Here is a 19596-nt window from a genome sequence, read left to right as displayed (position 1 = left end):
ATGTAGGCCAAGGCTATCGTGAGCCGAATCACCTATCCATTCAAACGCACACGCGGCAGGCTCCATTCCGCCGACGCATGGGGACTGCTGCCCATCCGGCCGACGTGCGGGACGCGAAACGTCTGCGTAGGGTGGACGGCGACGACAACGCACAACGGCAGCAAGAAACAGGGAGCAGCATCTTGAAGAAAATCCTCGCGATGGCGGCTGTGGCAAGTTTTGCAGGACTCACCGCCTGCAGCGTTTCCACTCCGGCGCCGGACGGCACCACGTCAACAGCGGCCCCTGCATCGTCGTCGCCCGCGTCGTCCCAGGCAACGCCGTCGCGGTCTTCCGTAGCCACGGCTGCGCCCCAGTCCGGCGGTGCCAAAGCGGCCTGCGAGCTGTTCAATTCGCTGTACGTTCAGTACCGGGCTGCCGCGAACGATCCCGAAGCCCATGAGGACGTTTACCGGGCGGCGCGCGATGCCAAAGACAACTACTCCGGGAACCTCAAGGGGCTGTTTACCAGCCTGGGCGCACTCGCCATCGATCATTCATCTGTTGCCGATACCGGTGGCCAGCCAGCCCAGGCATCCAAGGATGCCGTCCGTGACGCAGTCTTCGCGAACGCGGGTGCCTGCACGGCAGCGGGCGTTACGCTCACGCTGTAAGGGCCCCGGCCGGCGTGGCGCGGGCCAATTAGGTGCCCCCGGCAACAGTGCTTGCAATAACCGGTGAAGTGGGGTAGACACGTACGCCGTTTTGCCGTATCGTAGATATTTGCGTCTTCCCTGTTTACCTTCAGCCTTCATATAGCGGTGGGCTTTGCCTAGCAGCTGATCTATCGACGTGCCGTCCGAGACGTGCAACATCATAGATCAGCCTAGGCCCCGGGTCATATAGCGGAACCGGACTGGTAGCGCTGCGGAGTCATTCTGCAGGGCTTTCAACGGGGGAGATCTGAAAACGCCTGAAGGTCTGTGGAAGGATCCCTCTTGGTCGCCTCGAGCACCTCTAATGTAAACAACGCTACCGCTATCAATGCCGACAGCACCGATGGTGCCACTCGCCGGCTCTCATTCGCAAAGATTCACGAACCCCTTGACGTTCCGAATCTGCTTGCCCTGCAAACGGACAGCTTCGACTGGCTGGTCGGAAACGAACGCTGGCAGGCACGCGTAGCGAAGGCCGTCGAAGAAGGCGACCTCAGTGTCGCCACTAGCTCCGGTCTGTCCGACATCTTCGAAGAGATCTCCCCGATCGAGGATTTCCAGGGCACCATGTCCCTGAGCTTCTCCGATCCGGAGTTCGCTGACCCCAAATACACCATGGCCGAGTGCAAGGACCGGGACGCCACGTACTCGGCTCCGCTGTACGTTAAAGCCGAATTCATGAACAACAACACGGGCGAAATCAAGCAGCAGACCGTGTTCATGGGTGACTTCCCGCTGATGACCGAGAAGGGCACCTTCGTCGTCAACGGCACCGAGCGTGTCGTTGTTTCGCAGCTTGTCCGTTCCCCGGGCGCCTACTTCGAGCGCACCGCTGACAAGACCAGCGACAAGGACATCTTCACTGCGAAGATCATCCCGTCCCGCGGTGCCTGGTTCGAGCTCGAGATCGACAAGCGCGACCAGGTCGGCGTCCGTCTTGACCGCAAGCGCAAGCAGTCCGTTACGGTGCTGCTGAAGGCCCTCGGCTGGACCGAAGGCCAGATCCTTGAAGAGTTCGGCCAGTACGACTCCATGCGCGCAACGCTGGAGAAGGACGCCACCGAAACCCGCGAAGACGCGTTGCTGGACATCTACCGGAAGCTGCGACCGGGCGAGCCGCCCACCGTCGAGGCTGCCCAGTCCCTGCTGGACAACCTGTACTTCAACTCCAAGCGCTACGATCTGGCCAAGGTCGGCCGTTACAAGATCAACCGCAAGCTTGGCATCGACCGCTCCCTTGGTGACAAGGAAGCTTCGGTCCTGCACGTTGAAGACATCGTTGCGATGATCAAGTTCCTGGTTGCACTGCACGCCGGCGAGAAGACCCTCACGGGCAAGCGCGACGGCCAGGACCACGAGCTGCGCGTCGAGATCGATGACATCGACCACTTCGGCAACCGCCGCATCCGCGCCGTCGGCGAGCTCATCGAGAACCAGGTCCGCACCGGCCTGTCCCGCATGGAGCGCGTCGTCCGCGAGCGTATGACCACGCAGGACGTCGAGGCCATCACGCCGCAGACGCTGATCAACATCCGCCCGGTGGTGGCAGCCATCAAGGAGTTCTTCGGAACCTCCCAGCTGTCCCAGTTCATGGACCAGAACAACCCGCTGTCGGGTCTGACCCACAAGCGCCGTCTGTCCGCGCTTGGCCCGGGTGGTCTGTCCCGTGACCGTGCAGGCATGGAAGTCCGAGACGTCCACCCGTCCCACTACGGACGTATGTGCCCCATCGAAACTCCTGAAGGCCCGAACATTGGCCTGATCGGTTCGCTGGCTTCCTACGGCCGCATCAACCCCTTCGGTTTCATCGAGACGCCTTACCGCCTCGTGTCCGAAGGCGTCGTTTCCGACGAGGTCCAGTACCTGACGGCCGACGACGAAGCAGAGGTCCTGATTGCACAGGCCAACGCTCCGCTGGACGAGAACAAGAAGTTCGCCGAAGAGACCGTCCTGGTCCGCGCCCGTGGTGGTGGAGGCGAGCCCGTGCTGGTTCCCGCCGCCGACGTCGAGTTCATGGACGTTTCCCCGCGCCAGATGGTGTCCGTGGCTACGGCCCTGATCCCGTTCCTCGAGCACGACGATGCTAACCGCGCACTCATGGGTGCCAACATGCAGCGCCAGGCCGTGCCGCTGGTCCGTTCCGAGGCACCGTTCGTCGGTACCGGCATGGAGCGCGCCGCAGCAGTCGACGCCGGTGACGTTGTCATCGCGAAGAAGGCCGGTGTGGTCACCGAGGTGTCCGCTGAACTCGTCATCATGCTCAACGACGACGGCACGGAAACCAACTACCGCATCAACAAGTTCGCACGCTCCAACCAGGGCAACTGCTACAACCACCGCGTCCTGGTAAGCGAAGGCCAGCGCCTGGAGGTCGGCGGCATCATCGCTGACGGCCCGGCAACGGACCAGGGTGAACTCGCCCTCGGTAAGAACCTGCTCGTGGCATTCATGTCCTGGGAAGGCCACAACTTCGAGGACGCCATCATCCTCTCGCAGCGCATTGTTGCCGAGGACGTTCTTTCCTCCATCCACATCGAGGAGCACGAGATCGATGCCCGCGACACCAAGCTTGGTGCCGAGGAAATCACCCGTGACATCCCCAATGTGTCCGAGGAAGTGCTGGCAGGCCTGGACGAGCGCGGCATCATCCACATCGGTGCCGAAGTTGAAGCCGGCGACATCCTGGTCGGAAAGGTCACCCCGAAGGGTGAAACCGAACTGACCCCGGAAGAGCGCCTGCTGCGTGCCATCTTCGGTGAGAAGTCCCGCGAAGTGCGCGACACCTCCCTGAAGGTTCCGCACGGCGAGTCCGGCACCGTCATCGGCGTCCGCGTCTTCGACCGCGACAACGACGACGAGCTGCCCCCGGGCGTCAACCAGCTGGTCCGCGTTTACGTGGCCGCCAAGCGCAAGATCACCGACGGCGACAAGCTCGCCGGCCGTCACGGCAACAAGGGTGTTATCTCCAAGATCCTCCCGATCGAGGACATGCCCTTCCTTGCCGACGGCACCCCCGTTGATATCGTCCTGAACCCGCTGGGTGTTCCGGGCCGTATGAACGTCGGCCAGGTGCTGGAAACGCACCTTGGCTGGGTTGCCAAGACCGGTTGGAAGATCGAAGGCGAGCCCGAGTGGGTCAAGCAGCTGCCGAACCTGCCGCGCGAGAGTGGCCAGACCACTGTTGCAACGCCGGTCTTCGACGGTGCGCGTGAAGAGGAAATCACGGGCCTGCTCGACTCCACCAACGTGACCCGCGACGGTGACCGCCTGATCAACTCCTCGGGCAAGACCCGCCTGTTTGACGGCCGCTCCGGCGAGCCGTTCCCGGATCCGATCTCGGTCGGCTACATGTACATCCTGAAGCTCCACCACCTGGTGGACGACAAGATCCACGCACGCTCCACCGGCCCGTACTCCATGATCACGCAGCAGCCGCTGGGTGGTAAGGCACAGTTCGGTGGCCAGCGCTTCGGTGAAATGGAAGTGTGGGCGCTCGAAGCTTACGGCGCCGCCTACACGCTCCAGGAGCTCCTCACGATCAAGTCGGATGATATCCACGGTCGCGTGAAGGTCTACGAAGCAATCGTCAAGGGCGAGAACATCCCGGAGCCGGGCGTTCCTGAGTCCTTCAAGGTCTTGATCAAGGAAATGCAGTCGCTGTGCCTGAACGTGGAAGTGCTTTCCACGGACGGAACCACAATTGAAATGCGTGACTCTGATGACGCAGTCTTCACGGCTGCGGAAGAACTGGGCATCGATCTGTCTCGTGCAGAGCCCAGTTCCGTAGAAGAGGTCTAAGAGGGGGTTTACCGGGAAAAGCAGGCGGCCCCGCCGCGCTGACTTTTCCCGGTGAACCACCTCCCTCTTCCCGTAACCAAGACTTCAGAATTTAGAGAACAAGAGAGAACAGGGACCATATGTCCAGCGAATCCTCCTTCGGCCTCATGCAGATCGGCCTCGCCACCGCGGAAGACATCCGTGGCTGGTCTTACGGCGAGGTTAAGAAGCCGGAAACCATCAACTACCGCACGCTCAAGCCCGAGAAGGACGGCCTCTTCTGCGAGAAGATCTTCGGCCCTTCCCGCGACTGGGAATGCTACTGCGGTAAGTACAAGCGTGTGCGCTTCAAGGGCATCATCTGTGAGCGGTGTGGCGTTGAAGTCACCCGTGCCAAAGTCCGCCGTGAGCGCATGGGCCACATCGAACTGGCCGCGCCCGTAACTCACATCTGGTACTTCAAGGGTGTTCCGTCCCGCCTGGGCTACCTCCTTGACCTGGCACCGAAGGACCTCGAAAAGGTCATCTACTTCGCTGCCTACATGATCACGAGCGTCGACACCGAAAGCCGCCACGATGAACTGCCCAACCTGCAGGTTGAGCACGACATCGAGAAGAAGCAGCTCGTCGACAACCGCGACTCGGACATCGCCACGATCGCCCGCGACCTCGAGAACGAGCTTGCCCGTCTCGAAGGCGAAGGCGCCAAGGCTGCCGACAAGAAGAAGGCCCGCGACTCCGCTGACCGTCAGATGGCCAACGTGCGCAAGCGTGCCGACGCCGACATCGAGCGCCTCGAGCAGGTCTGGGACCGCTTCAAGAACCTGAAGGTCGCAGACCTCGAAGGTGACGAAGGCCTCTACCGCGAACTGCGTGACCGTTACGGCATGTATTTCGAAGGCTCCATGGGTGCCGAAGCCATCAAGAAGCGTCTTGAGAACTTCGACATGCAGGCCGAATCGGACCTCCTGCGCGACATCATTGCCAACGGCAAGGGCCAGCGCAAGACCCGCGCCCTGAAGCGCCTGAAGGTGGTCAACGCGTTCCTGACCACCAACAACAGCCCGCTCGGCATGGTGCTGGACGCCGTCCCGGTGATCCCGCCGGAACTGCGCCCGATGGTCCAGCTGGACGGTGGCCGCTTCGCGACCTCCGACCTCAACGACCTTTACCGTCGTGTGATCAACCGCAACAACCGCCTCAAGCGCCTGCTTGACCTCGGTGCTCCGGAGATCATCGTCAACAACGAGAAGCGCATGCTTCAGGAAGCTGTTGACAGCCTCTTCGACAACGGCCGCCGTGGCCGTCCGGTCACCGGACCGGGCAACCGTCCGCTGAAGTCCCTGAGCGACATGCTCAAGGGCAAGCAGGGCCGCTTCCGCCAGAACCTCCTCGGCAAGCGCGTTGACTACTCCGGCCGTTCGGTCATCGTCGTCGGCCCGCAGCTGAAGCTGCACCAGTGCGGCCTGCCCAAGCAGATGGCTCTGGAGCTCTTCAAGCCGTTCGTGATGAAGCGCCTGGTTGACCTCAACCACGCCCAGAACATCAAGTCGGCAAAGCGCATGGTCGAGCGTTACCGTCCGCAGGTCTGGGACGTTCTCGAAGAGATCATCACCGAGCACCCTGTGCTGCTGAACCGTGCACCTACCCTGCACCGCCTCGGCATCCAGGCGTTCGAGCCCCAGCTTGTTGAAGGTAAGGCAATCCAGCTGCACCCGCTGGTTTGTGGCGCCTTCAACGCTGACTTCGACGGCGACCAGATGGCAGTCCACCTGCCGCTGAGCCCCGAGGCCCAGGCTGAAGCACGCATCCTGATGCTGTCCTCGAACAACATCCTGAAGCCGTCCGACGGCCGCCCGGTGACCCTTCCTTCGCAGGATATGATCATCGGCCTCTACCACCTGACCACCAAGCGTGTCGGTTCAGCTGGCGAAGGCCGCATCTTCTCCTCCGTTTCGGAAGCCATCATGGCGTTCGACCTGCACGAGCTGCACCTGAACTCCCAGGTCAAGATCCGGCTCGAGGGCTTTGTCCCTTACGCCGGCTGGGAAGCTCCGGAAGGCTGGGAGCCGGGTCAGCCCGCGCTCGTCCAGACCTCCCTGGGCCAGGTCATCTTCAACCAGACCCTGCCCGAGGACTACCCCTGGGTTGAGGCTGTTGCCGACAAGGGCGAACTGTCCCGCATCGTCAACGACCTCGCCGAGCGCTACCCGAAGGTCGTCACCGCGGCAACGCTGGACAACCTGAAGGATGCCGGTTTCTACTGGGCCACCCGCTCGGGCGTCACCGTTGCTATCTCCGACATCGAGGTTCCGGTTGAAAAGCCGGTCATCCTTGCCGGTTACGAAGAGCGCGCTGCCAAGATCCAGGGCCAGTACGACAAGGGCCTGATCGACGACGACGAGCGTCGCCAGGAACTGATCGAGATCTGGAACAAGGCAACCAACGAGATCGCACAGGTCATGCGCGACAGCCTGTCGCCGATGAACACCATCAACCGCATGGTGTCCTCCGGTGCACGTGGTAACTGGATGCAGGTCCGTCAGATCGCGGGTATCCGTGGCCTGGTGGCCAACCCTAAGGGTGAAATCATCCCGCGTCCGATCAAGTCCTCCTACCGCGAGGGCCTGTCGGTGCTGGAATACTTCATCGCCACGCACGGTGCCCGTAAGGGCCTGGCTGACACCGCACTGCGTACCGCCAACTCGGGTTACCTGACCCGTCGTCTGGTGGACGTCTCGCAGGACGTCATCGTCCGTGAAGAGGACTGCGGCACCGAACGCGGCCTCGTCACCCCGATTGCCGTGGCTGACGCCAACGGCGAGCTGGTGCTGGACGAGAACGTCGAGAACAGCGCGTACGCCCGTACCCTGGCCGTGGATGTCGTTGACTCCAAGGGCAAGGTCCTGGCTGCCGGCGGCACCGACTGCGGCGACGTCGTCATTGCCGAACTGTTCGCAGCCGGCATCACCGAGGTCAAGGTCCGCTCCGTACTCACCTGTGAGTCCAGCGTCGGCACCTGCGCCCTGTGCTACGGCCGTTCGCTGGCCACCGGCAAGACCGTGGACATCGGTGAGGCGGTAGGCATCATCGCCGCACAGTCCATTGGTGAGCCGGGTACCCAGCTGACCATGCGTACGTTCCACACCGGTGGTGCTGTTTCCGCCAGCGGCGGCGACGACATCACCCAGGGTCTGCCCCGTATCCAGGAACTGTTCGAAGCACGTACTCCGAAGGGTGTCGCACCGATTGCTGAAGCAGCCGGCCGCATCACCATCGAAGAGTCCGAGCGCCAGATGCGCCTGGTCATCACTCCGGATGACGGCAGCGAAGAGATCGCCTACCCGGTCCTGCGCCGCTCACGCCTCCTGATTGAAGACGGCCAGCACGTCACGGTGGGCCAGAAGCTCATCAACGGACCGGTTGACCCCAAGCAGGTTCTGCGCATCATGGGCCCCCGTGCTGCACAGAAGTTCCTGGTGGACGAAGTCCAGGGCGTGTACCGCAGCCAGGGCATCGGTATCCACGACAAGCACGTCGAGGTTATCGTTCGCCAGATGCTGCGCCGTGTCACGGTCATCGAGTCCGGCGAGTCCGACCTGCTCCCCGGTGAGCTGGCGGAACGCAGCCGCTTCGAAGACGCCAACCGCCGCGTTGTATCCGAGGGCAAGACTCCGGCTTCCGGACGTCCCGAGCTCATGGGTATCACCAAGGCGTCCCTGGCCACCGAGTCCTGGCTGTCCGCAGCTTCCTTCCAGGAGACCACCCGCGTCCTGACGCAGGCGGCCATGGAAGGCAAGAGCGATCCGCTGCTCGGCCTCAAGGAAAACGTCATCATCGGTAAGCTCATCCCCGCCGGCACGGGTCTCCCGCGCTACACGGAGGTCACGGTGGAGCCGACTGAAGAAGCAAAGGCAAACCTGTTCACAGGTCCCAGCGCATTCAGCGACTTCTCCTATGACACCCTGGGCGGCGACGGAGCTCCTGAGTTCCACGCCATCCCGCTGGATGACTACGACCTCGGCAGCGACTTCCGCTAACCGGCAGGCATAGCCTGATCCAGGGATGGTCCCTCACCGCAAGGTGGGGGACCATCCCCTTTAAGCCGCCGATTAAGGCTTCGCGGCCGTCCATGTTAGACTGGGTACCAATTGTTATTGTGGCAGTGGATGAGTGCGCCGGCTCAGCTGAAAAGCTAGGCCAGAGCGACGTTTCCGGTTTGCAGGGTTCTTGTGCAACGTATGCCACATTTTTGCATGCCTAGGGACTGATCACGACGCAAGTCCAGGTCCGGGTGTGCGATCCGACTATTAAGGCTTCGCCTCAGCTGCTCTGGAGATTCTTCAAAGCTCGGGCGGCGGGGCAAAGCAAAAGGAGAGCGGCTGTCAGCGGCCGCTCCGGATAAAACGGAGAACACGAGAGTGCCTACGATTAACCAGTTGGTCCGAAAGGGCCGCACGCCTAAGGTCTCAAAGACCAAGGCTCCCGCGCTTAAGGGCAGCCCGATGCGCCGCGGTGTTTGCACCCGCGTCTACACCACCACCCCGAAGAAGCCGAACTCGGCTCTGCGTAAGGTTGCACGTGTGCGCCTTAACGGTGGCGTTGAAGTCACTGCTTACATCCCCGGTGTAGGCCACAACCTCCAGGAGCACTCCATTGTGCTCGTCCGTGGTGGTCGTGTGAAGGACCTTCCGGGTGTCCGCTACAAGATCGTCCGTGGCGCCCTCGATACCCAGGGTGTGAAGAACCGTAAGCAGGCCCGCAGCCGCTACGGCGCAAAGATGGAGAAGAAGTAATATGCCTCGCAAGGGTCCGGCCCCCAAGCGGCCGCTAGTACTAGATCCCGTTTACGGCTCCCCGCTGGTCACCCAGCTGATCAACAAGGTGCTGGTAGACGGCAAGAAGTCCACCGCTGAGCGCATCGTTTATGGTGCCCTCGAAGGCGCCCGCGCCAAGTCCGGCGGCGACCCCGTAGCAGCCCTCAAGAAGGCCATGGACAACGTCAAGCCTTCCCTCGAGGTCCGCTCACGCCGCGTCGGTGGCGCAACCTACCAGGTTCCGGTTGAGGTCAAGCCGGGCCGGTCCACCGCCCTCGCGCTGCGTTGGCTGGTCGGCTACTCCAAGGCCCGCCGCGAAAAGACGATGACCGAACGCCTCCAGAACGAAATCCTGGACGCCTCGAACGGTCTCGGTGCCGCTGTGAAGCGTCGCGAAGACACCCACAAGATGGCCGAGTCCAACAAGGCCTTCGCACACTACCGCTGGTAATACTTCCCGGACGCCGCCGGCTCAGACGAGCCGGCGGCGAACGTGTAGTCCATCCGAAAGGGAGACACCGTGGCACAGGACGTGCTTACCGACCTTAGTAAGGTCCGCAATATCGGCATCATGGCCCACATTGATGCCGGCAAGACCACCACCACCGAGCGCATTCTGTTCTACACAGGTGTGAACCACAAGATCGGCGAAACGCACGACGGCGCTTCGACCACCGACTGGATGGAACAGGAAAAGGAACGCGGCATCACCATCACGTCTGCCGCCGTGACCTGCTTCTGGGAAAACAACCAGATCAACATCATCGACACCCCCGGCCACGTGGACTTCACGGTTGAGGTTGAGCGCTCCCTGCGCGTCCTCGACGGTGCCGTTGCCGTGTTCGATGGCAAGGAAGGCGTGGAGCCGCAGTCCGAGACTGTTTGGCGCCAGGCTGACAAGTACAACGTCCCGCGTATCTGCTTCGTCAACAAGATGGACAAGCTGGGCGCTGACTTCTACTTCACCGTTGACACCATCATCAGCCGCCTCGGTGCCAAGCCGCTCGTAATGCAGCTGCCGATCGGTGCCGAGAACGACTTCATCGGCGTCGTCGACCTGCTCTACATGCGTGCCCTGGTCTGGCCCGGCGACTCCAAGGGTGACGTCACCATGGGCGCCAAGTACGAGATCCGCGAGATCCCGGAAGACCTCAAGGAAAAGGCCGAAGAGTACCGCGCAACGCTCGTTGAGACTGTTGCAGAGGCCTCCGAGGAACTCATGGAGAAGTACCTCGAAGGTGAAGAAATCACCATCGATGAACTCAAGGCCGGCATCCGCAAGATGACGATCAACTCCGAGCTCTACCCGGTCTTCTGTGGTTCCGCGTTCAAGAACCGTGGCGTTCAGCCGATGCTCGATGCTGTTGTCGACTACCTGCCGAACCCGCTCGACGTCCCCCCGATGATCGGTCACGATCCTCGCGACGAAGAGAAGGAACTGACCCGCAAGCCTTCCTCGGAAGAGCCGTTCTCGGCGCTTGCGTTCAAGATTGCTGCGCACCCGTTCTTCGGCCAGCTCACCTTCATCCGCGTGTACTCCGGTCACGTGGAAGCAGGCGCACAGGTGGTCAACTCCACCAAGGGCAAGAAGGAGCGCATCGGCAAGCTGTTCCAGATGCACGCCAACAAGGAAATGCCCGTTGAGGGCGCTACCGCCGGCCACATCTACGCAGCCATCGGTCTGAAGGACACCACCACGGGTGACACCCTGTGCGATTCCGCCAACCAGATCGTCCTCGAGTCCATGAGCTTCCCGGAGCCCGTGATCTCGGTTGCCATCGAACCGAACACCAAGGGTGACCAGGAGAAGCTCTCCACGGCCATCCAGAAGCTCTCCGCTGAGGACCCGACCTTCCAGGTCTCCCTCAACGAAGACACCGGTCAGACCATCATCGCCGGCATGGGCGAGCTTCACCTGGACATCCTGGTGGACCGCATGCGCCGCGAATTCAAGGTCGAGGCAAACGTTGGCAAGCCGCAGGTTGCTTACCGCGAAACCATCAAGCGTGCTGTAGAGCGTCACGACTACACGCACAAGAAGCAGACCGGTGGTTCGGGTCAGTTCGCAAAGATCCAGATCGCGATCGAGCCGCTGGACACGTCCGAAGGCGAGATGTACGAGTTCGAGAACAAGGTCACTGGTGGCCGCGTTCCCCGCGAGTACATCCCCTCGGTCGACGCTGGTATCCAGGATGCGCTGAACGACGGCGTCCTGGCCGGCTACCCGGTTGTCGGCATCAAGGCCACGCTGATTGACGGCGCGTACCACGATGTTGACTCCTCGGAAATGGCGTTCAAGATCGCCGGCCGTATGGCTTTCAAGGAAGCTGCACGCAAGGCGAACCCTGTTCTGCTTGAACCGCTGATGGATGTTGAGGTCCGCACCCCTGAGGAATACATGGGTGAAGTTATCGGTGACCTCAACTCCCGCCGTGGCCAGATGCAGTCCATGGAAGATGCCCAGGGCGTCAAGGTTATCCGCGCGCACGTTCCGCTGTCCGGCATGTTCGGCTACATCGGCGACCTGCGTTCGAAGACCCAGGGCCGCGCTGTGTACTCCATGACGTTCAACAGCTACGCCGAGGTCCCGAAGGCTGTCGCCGACGAGATCATCCAGAAGACCCGCGGCGAGTAGTCCACCGGACTTTCAAAGCGACAAACTCGGGTGCGTTTCCCCTATCGGAAACTAGCCCGGTGCAGGTGGCCGGTTCCCGGCCGGACACAGTCCGGTCAAACCGGATTCCGGCCATCTGCACGAACAGGCTCGAGGGACTAGTATTAGTTCCTGAATCTGCAATTTCACCAATCCAAAGCCCCCCAAGTAGACTTACTGGAGTTTCGGCCGCGACAAGCGCAGCCGAAGGGTAAGTCATTTGAAAACGTTCTAGGAGGAACCTGTGGCAAAGGCAAAGTTCGAGCGGACTAAGCCGCACGTTAACATCGGTACCATTGGTCACGTTGACCACGGTAAGACGACGTTGACGGCCGCCATTTCCAAGGTGCTGTACGACAAGTACCCGACTCTCAACGAGAAGCGTGACTTCGCGTCGATTGACTCTGCTCCCGAAGAGCGTCAGCGCGGCATTACCATCAACATCTCCCACGTTGAGTACCAGACCGAGAAGCGCCACTACGCACACGTAGACGCTCCGGGTCACGCTGACTACATCAAGAACATGATCACCGGCGCTGCTCAGATGGACGGTGCAATCCTCGTGGTTGCCGCCACTGACGGCCCGATGGCTCAGACCCGCGAGCACGTCCTGCTCGCCCGCCAGGTTGGTGTTCCCTACCTGCTGGTCGCCCTGAACAAGGCTGACATGGTCGACGACGAGGAACTCCTCGACCTCGTCGAAATGGAAGTTCGTGAGCTCCTGAGCTCGCAGGGCTTCGACGGCGACGAAGCACCGGTTGTTCGCGTTTCGGGCCTGAAGGCACTGGAAGGCGACCCCGAGTGGGTCAAGTCCGTTGAGGAACTCATGGAGGCCGTGGACAACTCTGTTCCGGACCCCGTACGTGACCGCGACAAGCCGTTCCTGATGCCGATCGAAGACGTCTTCACGATCACCGGCCGTGGCACCGTTGTTACGGGCCGCGCCGAGCGTGGAACCCTCGCGATCAACTCTGAGGTCGAGATCGTCGGCATCCGTCCGGTCCAGAAGACCACGGTTACCGGTATCGAGATGTTCCACAAGCAGCTCGACGAAGCATGGGCCGGCGAGAACTGTGGCCTCCTGCTCCGCGGTCTGAAGCGTGATGACGTAGAGCGTGGCCAGGTTGTCGTCAAGCCGGGTTCCATTACCCCGCACACCGACTTCGAGGCTAACGTCTACATCCTCTCCAAGGACGAAGGCGGACGTCACAACCCGTTCTACTCCAACTACCGCCCGCAGTTCTACTTCCGTACCACGGACGTAACCGGCGTTATCACCCTGCCGGAAGGCACGGAAATGGTTATGCCTGGCGATAACACTGAGATGACCGTTGCGCTCATCCAGCCCATCGCTATGGAAGAGGGCCTCGGCTTCGCAATCCGCGAAGGCGGCCGCACCGTTGGTTCGGGACGCGTTACCAAGATCATCAAGTAGTACTACTTTTTGATCAGGGATCAGTACGCCGTCTGACGGCCTGCTGAGACTTATCAACAGCCCCGCTGCGTGTCTACGCAGCGGGGCTATTTTTTACTACGGTTATTCCAGTCGCTGGATTAATTGGGTTGTTCTTGATGGGCGGCGTTCACACCGAAAGGAATACCCCCATGTGGTCTGCCCTCATGACGATCCTGGTCATTGTTGCTGCAATCCTGTTGTTCGCATCCCGGCGTGCCAATCGCCGGCTGCGGGCGGCCAATGGCGAGGCCTACCGGAGCGGGTTCTTGGCCGGACACGTCCAGGGATGGAACGATGCTGCAATTGCGGCAGCGGCTCCGCCGCCCCGCAACACTGGTTTCCACGCGCCACCGCCTGGGGCCTCTGCGTCCGAAAGGATCGACCATGCTGCGGCAGGGACGGCGCGTCCCGTCCCTGCGGAAGCGGACCCGGCGGACAGCGCTCCCACCGCTCCGGAAGTGACAGCCTCACCGGCAGTGACAGCGGCACCGCCGGCACCGGCGGACTCTGCAGTGCCGGCCGCAACGACGTACCGGAACACCGAATCCCCGGACGAAGTGCAGGCACGCAAAGAGAAGCGTGAACGGCAGAACATCAACGTCACCCTTTACGTGGCGAGCCTGTTGCTGGTGGCAGCAGGGGCCCTCTTCGTGGGGACCAGCCTGCCGGCCGTGCAGCGATTTGCCGGCGTTTGCCTCATTACGGTCCTCTTCTATGGCGCAGGGCTCGTCCTTCACGTCAAGGCTCCGCGGCTTCGGCCCGCTGCCACTGCGTTCGCCGGGACCGGCCTCGCGCTGGTTCCAGTCACCGGGCTCGCCATGTATGGCTTTGCCGTGCAGGATGCGGGCCTGGCCTGGCTCCTGACATCCGTCGTTGGAACGGTGGCATATGTGGTGGCCGCCGTTCGCCTCGAAAGCCGGGTGCTCGTCTACCTGTCCCTGACTTTCGTAGTCTCAACGGCCTGGTCCGGGGTGTCCGTGCTGGAGGCTCCACTCGTTTGGTACTTCGCGGCCATGATCGGGCTCGCGGCCGCGGCGACAGCGGCCAGGCTGGTGAAGCCGCGTTGGATGCCCCCATTGTTCTTGCGGCCCATCATGCTTCTGGACCCTTTCGTGGTCCCGGCGATAGCCCTGGCGGCGGCGGCCGTTCCGTTGGGCCTGGGCCGAGGTGAGTTTGCCCTGATCATGGCCCTCTGCGGAACATACTTTGCGTTGTCGGCCGTGGTGCCTTCCGCGGGCGCACGCCTCCTGAAGACCTATGGTGCGCGGCTCACACTAACGCTCGCGGCATCCGCTTGTGCCTGGCAACTGACCGGCCTTGCCACCTGGGCGCTTCTTGTCGCCGGGTCGCTGCTGGCCGTACAGTCTGCAGCCGTGGCCGCCGCGGAGCCGGTCCTGCGGCGGTGGTCTCCGGCCCGGGGCGGAAAGCAGCACTGGATAACGGACTCCCTTGTGTGCTTCGGCGCGCAGCTGATGCTGGTTTTCTGTCTGCTCCTGCCTGCTTCCGGCACCGGCGATGAACTGCTGTTGTGGGCTGTCTGTGCCGGCTTGGCGTCGGGGATGTTCATTGCAGTGAAGGTCCACGGGCCCGCTGAATGGGCACCTCCGGCTGCGCTGGCCACGGGCATCGTCGCAGGGGCGCAACTGGGTCCTTGGCCTGTCGTCACCCTGCTGGCAGCCGCAACATTTTTCTGGGTGGTGAGGGCTGTGGCAGCCGGTCCCGAGGTGCGCCTGTACCATGTCCTTGCGTCGCGAGTTTCCGGCACCCTTGCCGTCCCGGCCCTGACTGCCGCGGTGATGGAGGGCAGGCAGGAGACGCTGACGGCGGCGATCTTCTCCCTGTGGCTTGCCTTGGTGGTCCAGCAGTTGGTGTCGGCGGTGGCGGAGCGGTCCGGTGCGGTGACGCTGATGCCCACCCCGACCCTGGTCGGGTTCAGCGCTGCGGGTACGGTGTGCCTTGTCGCCTTGACTGTCACGGACTCCTCGTCAGGAAGCCAGTTTGCGGCCACAGCCCTGGCTGGCCAGCTCCTGGCTGCAGTGGCCATGGGCGTGTTCCTGTTTCCGAGGTCCACTGAGGGGTCCTGGCGACCAGCGGTGGTTGAGGTGTTGCCGCTGTCAGTCGCGGCGGCCGCCGTCTCGACTGCCTACTCCGGGGTGTCGGAGGATCTGGCCAACGGCATGCTGACGCTGGTGGTCCTATATTTGGGAACGCTGGGTTTCAGATGCGTGGCCACCAGCCGGCGTTGGACCTACTGGTGGCTGGCACGCGGCGCGGCCACTTTGCTCGTGGTGTCGTCCTATGCGCGGCTCCAGGAAGCGTCCGGGCCTTGGGTGGTCGCTGGCGAAGAAGTTTCGCTGGCCGCACTGCTTATCGTGGTTTTGGCGGCGCAGCTCGTCTTTCCGCTGGCCGCTGAGGTGCGCCACCGCGCCCCCGAAGCCGTGGTCGCCGACGTCGCCCTGGTCTTAGCGCTGCAGACCGCCACCCTGGCACTGGCGGTGATCCTGCCGGCAGGTCCGGGTGAGGCGGGGGACTGGCAACGAACCGTGGCTGTAACGGTGATGGCGCTCAGTGCCGCGGCGTCCGGGTACGTCTTTCGGGACCTTGCCGCAGCTGCATACTTTGCGCCATCCATGCTGGCAGTCCTGCTGGCATTCAGCGCCGGGCGCCTCCCTGACGTCGAGCTCCTCCTCGCAATCTTCGCCGTCTTCTGCGCTGTCATGGTTGTTTCGGTTGAGCCGCGGCACGCGAAGGGAGCGTATTTCGCCTCTGCCCGCGTTCTGACGGCGGCGCTGGCGCTGGTCTTCAGCTATGACGTTACTGCTTCCCCCACGGCAGTGTCGCTGACCTTCGCCGGCGTGCTGGCCGTCCAGCATGTCATCCGGTGGTTCATGCGCCACCGGCTGGAGCAAATTCCCTTCCAGGACGCCGCCGTGTGGCTGACCCTTGCGGCGCAGGCGGTACTTCCGGTGCTCTATGTGATTCAGGGTGGCGGGGTGTCTGCTGTCCGCGATCCTGAGGGAGGCCGGGGCGTTGTCCTGGTGGAATTGCTGTTGCTGCTTCTTGGTGCAGTTGCTGCCCATCGGCTGTTCGCGGCACGGGGCGCGCTCTATCTTTGCGTCTACGGGGGCGTATTCGGAGTTGTTGCAGCAGGACCGGCGCTGGAGTTCGGCCCCGGCTCCTTCCTCGAAGCGCCACTTCTCGGCAGTGACGGCGTTCCCCTGACCCTCCTGGCGGCGTCCCTCGCCTTCAATGCCGCCGGAATCGTCCGACGACGGCGCCACCACGGACCACCGGTGGTCACCGTTGACCGTTGGTTCTGGCTGGCCGGGGCAGCAGTTCCGGCCGCCACCGCCATACTCTTCGCCGGCGAGGCCGCAGACTGGATCATGGGCGCCGCACTCCTGGTACTGGCGGTCACCGGGTCTGCAGCATCGCACGTGGAACGCCTGCCGCTGCTCTATCCGCCGGCCGCAGCACTCGCCCTGGGCGGAAGCACGCTCCTTGCAGCCACCCTGTTCCGCGGCGTCCCGGGAGCGTGGGGTGCCTACCTGCCGTGGCTGGCCGGCTGCGGCCTGGCCGGGCTGCTCCTCTATGGAGCCTCGTTCGCACGGAATGCCCAGGACAAGGTGAGGCGGCAGACCCTGCTCTGCGCCGGTGCGCTTGGGGTGGCGGCGGCTGCCCTGGCGGGCGTGGTGCAGGACGCGACTTCCCTGGCAGGTGCCCTGCTGGTGGCAGCGACCGTGGCGATTATCGTGAGGGAAGTTCCGGTCCGGATGCGGAGGGTGGCTGCGGAAAGCGGCGCCTTCGCGGTGACGGTAGCCGTGCAGCGCGCAGTGCTAGTCACGGGCGGCAACCTTCCGGACCCGTTCTGGGCGGTTCAGTGGTACGTGCTCCTAGCGTCCGGGCTGGCTGCCCTGCGCTACGCTGTCGGATCCACGACGGCGGGCCGCACGTTGTTGGGTTCGGGCGCCGCACTGCTTGGGTTGAGCGGCTTGGGGATCCTCTTTGGCGGATCCGGCGGCCAGCAGCTCTGGGTCCTGGCGCTGCACGCCGCCCTGCTGCTGTCAGGGCTGCTCTTGGCGGAACGGTTGTTTGTCTGGTGGGGGGCGGGCGGCGTGGCGCTGTGCCTGATGTGGGCGCTTCGGTCCTACACGTTCGCGCTGCTGGCGCTGATAGCAGTGGGTCTCATCGCCTTCGCCCTCTGGAAACTGGCGCGCTCCAAGCCGGAGGCGCGGCCTGGCGAAGCACGGCTGCCGGAGCGGCAGCCGGCCCCCGGAGGGCGGCAGGATCCTTCGCTGTGAACTCTTGGTAAGGTTGCTGACAACGAAAGGACAGCATCATGGAATGGTTAATTTTCCTACTGGTTGCCGCTGCGGTGGTCGCTGGCGTTTTGTGGGCCAAGAAGCACTTCCGCCAGGAAATCGACCGGGCCAAGCGCATCAATAGGGCAAACAAGCGACAGTAGGTCCGCGCCTAAGCCTTCCGCGCCTTGCTGAGTGCCTGGAACCAGTAGAAGGATTCCTTGGGAGTGCGCTCCAGCGTGTCGAAGTCCACGTGGATCAGTCCGAACCGCTGCGAATACCCCGCGGCCCACTCGAAATTGTCCAAAAGCGTCCACACGTAGTAGCCCAGCAACTTCACGTCCTCGGCGAGACCGCCAGGGGCCGTGGCGGCAAGCGCATGGCCCAGGTGGCTGGCCAGATAGTCGATTCTTTTCGTGTCAACAATCGGACCGGACACGTGCTCCGGCTCCGGGAAGCTCGCCCCGCTCTCAGTGATGTACAGCGGGGGCAGGGCCTCGCCGTAGCGGTCCTTCATTTCGCGGAGGAGGATGCCGAGGTGCTCAGGGGCCACAGGCCAGCCGAAGCCGGTGGTCGCGTACTCCGGGTAGCCCACTTCGTGGAACGGCAACCGGGCCAGCGCGGCAGAATTGTTCGCCGGGATGCTGACAGGGCCACGGCCCAGGGCCACTTTCACGGGGTAGTAGTAATTGAGCCCGTAGAAGTCCAAGGGCTGGTGGATGGTCCGGAGGTCGGCGTCGGAAATCCTGCCCATCGAGCGGAACCACGGACGGACCGCCAGCGGCAGCTTCGGGTACCGGCCCAGCAGAACAGGGTCCGCGTAGACGCGGTTCATCAAAATGTCGAAAATCCTCGCCACCATCCTGTCGCCGCGCTTGCCGGTTGCCGGCCGGACAGGGGAGTGGAGATTAGTGACGCCGACGGCCCCGGTGACGCCTGCGCCCCGCAGGGCCTGGACAGCGAGGCCGTGCCCAAGCAGCTGATGGTGAATCGACGGCAGGGCGTTGAAAAGAAGATCGTGGCCAGGGGCATGGACCCCCAGCGCGTAGCCGTTGAGGGTTACCGAAACCGGTTCGTTCAGGGTAACCCACTGCGCCACACGGTCCCCGAACCGCTGGCCGGCTGCCGCGCTGTATTCGGCGAACCGTTCAGCGGTGGACCGGTTCATCCAGCCGCCGCCATGTTCGAGGGGAAGGGGAGTGTCCCAGTGGTAGAGGGTGGCCATCGGTGAGATGCCGGCCTCGAGCAACTGGTCGATCAGCCGGTCATAGAAGTCCAGGCCCTGGCTGTTGAACGAGCCGCGGCCTTCCGGCTGGATGCGGGGCCAGGAAATGGAGAACCGGTAGGAGTCCACGCCCAGCTCGCGCATGAGGGCCACGTCCTCGCCGGACCGGTTGTAGTGGTCGCAGGCGACGGCCGGGGAGTGGCCGTCCATGATGCTGCCGGGTTTCTCGGCGAAGGCGTCCCAGCCCGAGGGGCCGCGCCCGTCGGCTTTGAGCGACCCCTCGATCTGGAACGCCGCCGCCGCCACGCCCAGGACGAAGTTCGGATCCAGGCGTTCGGCCAGGCTCTGCAACGCCGCAGAGTTTTGCACAGTCATGCCCCTATCATCCAATCGACGGTTGCTGAAGGCAATGACCAGTCATCGGGGGACGAAGGCGTCGGTCGCGGGCCTGATTCGCTTCTGTCCGCAAAATCCGGCATACTAGATGAGTTGTTCAAGCGCTCCTTCGCGTCCCGATCCGGATAATGCCGGATGTCAGGGTCCAAGTAGGAGACCAAACATAACCCACTCCCCATGGAACTGCGGACGAGTACGCGCGAACAGCGCGACACGCCCGACCGCGGGGGTCGGTTGCGCCGGCAGGTTGAGGAACCCGGATTCTTCCGGATTCAG

10 protein-coding genes are annotated in these 19596 nt (G+C 63.0%); 9 read left to right on the top strand and 1 reads right to left on the bottom strand.

Annotated elements, in window-relative coordinates:
* The first annotated feature begins 182 nt into the window (after positions 1–182).
* From Q8Z05_RS01800 to Q8Z05_RS01760, 9 genes are all read left to right on the top strand, one after another.
* The gene (locus Q8Z05_RS01800; RefSeq protein ID WP_305941809.1) at positions 183–653 is read left to right on the top strand and encodes a hypothetical protein; all 471 of its coding nucleotides are present in this window, start codon (positions 183–185) and stop codon (positions 651–653) included.
* A gap of 324 nt (positions 654–977) precedes the next feature.
* On the top strand, positions 978–4493 hold the full coding sequence (gene rpoB, locus Q8Z05_RS01795; RefSeq protein ID WP_209743095.1) for a DNA-directed RNA polymerase subunit beta: 3516 nt from the start codon (positions 978–980) through the stop codon (positions 4491–4493).
* Between the two features lie 119 nt (positions 4494–4612).
* The gene (locus Q8Z05_RS01790; protein WP_305941808.1) at positions 4613–8512 is read left to right on the top strand and encodes a DNA-directed RNA polymerase subunit beta'; all 3900 of its coding nucleotides are present in this window, start codon (positions 4613–4615) and stop codon (positions 8510–8512) included.
* 381 nt (positions 8513–8893) lie between these two features.
* Complete coding sequence (gene rpsL / locus Q8Z05_RS01785; RefSeq protein WP_009358312.1) at positions 8894–9268, top strand: 30S ribosomal protein S12; 375 nt, start codon at positions 8894–8896, stop codon at positions 9266–9268.
* A gap of 1 nt (position 9269) precedes the next feature.
* Positions 9270–9740, top strand: a complete 471-nt coding sequence (rpsG, locus tag Q8Z05_RS01780) for a 30S ribosomal protein S7 (protein WP_026531948.1) — start codon at positions 9270–9272, stop codon at positions 9738–9740.
* Between the two features lie 69 nt (positions 9741–9809).
* Positions 9810–11924, top strand: a complete 2115-nt coding sequence (fusA, locus tag Q8Z05_RS01775; RefSeq protein ID WP_305941807.1) for an elongation factor G — start codon at positions 9810–9812, stop codon at positions 11922–11924.
* Between the two features lie 262 nt (positions 11925–12186).
* Positions 12187–13377: an elongation factor Tu gene (tuf, locus tag Q8Z05_RS01770; RefSeq protein WP_305941806.1), complete on the top strand. Its 1191-nt coding sequence runs from the start codon at positions 12187–12189 to the stop codon at positions 13375–13377.
* Positions 13378–13547: 170 nt separating this feature from the next.
* Positions 13548–17699, top strand: a complete 4152-nt coding sequence (locus Q8Z05_RS01765; RefSeq protein ID WP_305941805.1) for a hypothetical protein — start codon at positions 13548–13550, stop codon at positions 17697–17699.
* A gap of 38 nt (positions 17700–17737) precedes the next feature.
* On the top strand, positions 17738–17863 hold the full coding sequence (locus Q8Z05_RS01760; protein ID WP_305941804.1) for a hypothetical protein: 126 nt from the start codon (positions 17738–17740) through the stop codon (positions 17861–17863).
* Between the two features lie 8 nt (positions 17864–17871).
* On the opposite strand, the gene Q8Z05_RS01755 is transcribed toward Q8Z05_RS01760, so the two are convergent.
* Positions 17872–19299 (bottom strand): GH1 family beta-glucosidase, encoded by a 1428-nt coding sequence (locus tag Q8Z05_RS01755; protein WP_305941803.1) that lies wholly within the window; start codon positions 19297–19299, stop codon positions 17872–17874.
* Positions 19300–19596 lie beyond the last annotated feature (297 nt).

It is taken from the genome of Arthrobacter oryzae (assembly GCF_030718995.1).
Lineage (GTDB): Bacteria > Actinomycetota > Actinomycetes > Actinomycetales > Micrococcaceae > Arthrobacter > Arthrobacter oryzae_C.
This window is presented reverse-complemented; position numbering and strand designations above follow the sequence as displayed.